The 836-nt window shown below is 64.5% G+C and carries 1 pseudogene; it reads left to right on the forward strand.

Going from position 1 to position 836, the window contains the following annotated elements:
* Nucleotides 1–836 (forward strand): annotated as a pseudogene (locus AAFM29_RS17760) (AAA family ATPase); the annotation flags it as partial.

An 836-nucleotide genomic window follows, 5' to 3' on the forward strand; every position in this document is an offset into this window, starting at 1 on the left:
GACCAATACGACGCCCGATGAGCTGCTCGGCACGCTCGACGCCGCTGGCGAGGCAGCGGGCACGCGCGCGCTCGTCATGATCGATGCAATCAATGAACGCGGAGGAATTGCGTTATGGGCGAACCGCCTGGCAGCGTTCCTCGCCACGGCTGACCGCTTTTCGCATGTGGCGGTGGCCCTCTCCTGCCGCACGACCTTTCTGCCTTACATCGTCCGTGAGATCGACGAGAAGGCGCTGCCTCGCATCGCCCATCCCGGCTTCGCTGGGCAGGCCGCGCAGGCCGCCCAGCGTTATCTCGATGCCCGCGGCATTGTGCGCATGGCAGCGCCCAACTTCTCCCCCGAGTTCGAAAACCCCCTGTTCCTGCGCACCTGCTGCGATGCGCTTGAGCGCCGCGGCGAGCAGGAACTGCCACGAGGGCTCGCCGGTGTATCGGGCGTGTTCGATTTCTATTTCGGAGCCGTCGCGGATGCGATCACGGCGCGAATGGGCCTGTACCCGCGTCTCCGCATCGTCGAGACGGCACTTGAGAGACTCACCCAAGCAATGGTCGAGGCGCGCAGCGGCCATCTGCCAATGGCCGAGGTCCATACGCTACTCGAAGGGCTGCACCCTTCACAGAACCAGACCGAGCAGAGCCTTTTATTCCAGCTGGAGAATGAGGGGGTCCTGACCGTCGAGCCGGTCATCGACGGATCGACGATAGTGGAGCTAGTCCGCTTCACCTTCGAGCGCTTGAGCGACCAGCGTATAGCCCACGCGCTGCTCGACACGGCAATAACCGGGTGTGATCCGGCGCCCGCCTTTGCAGCGGGCGGGTCACTTCGCGACTACG

This window comes from Erythrobacter sp., assembly GCF_038133525.1.
GTDB lineage: Bacteria > Pseudomonadota > Alphaproteobacteria > Sphingomonadales > Sphingomonadaceae > Qipengyuania.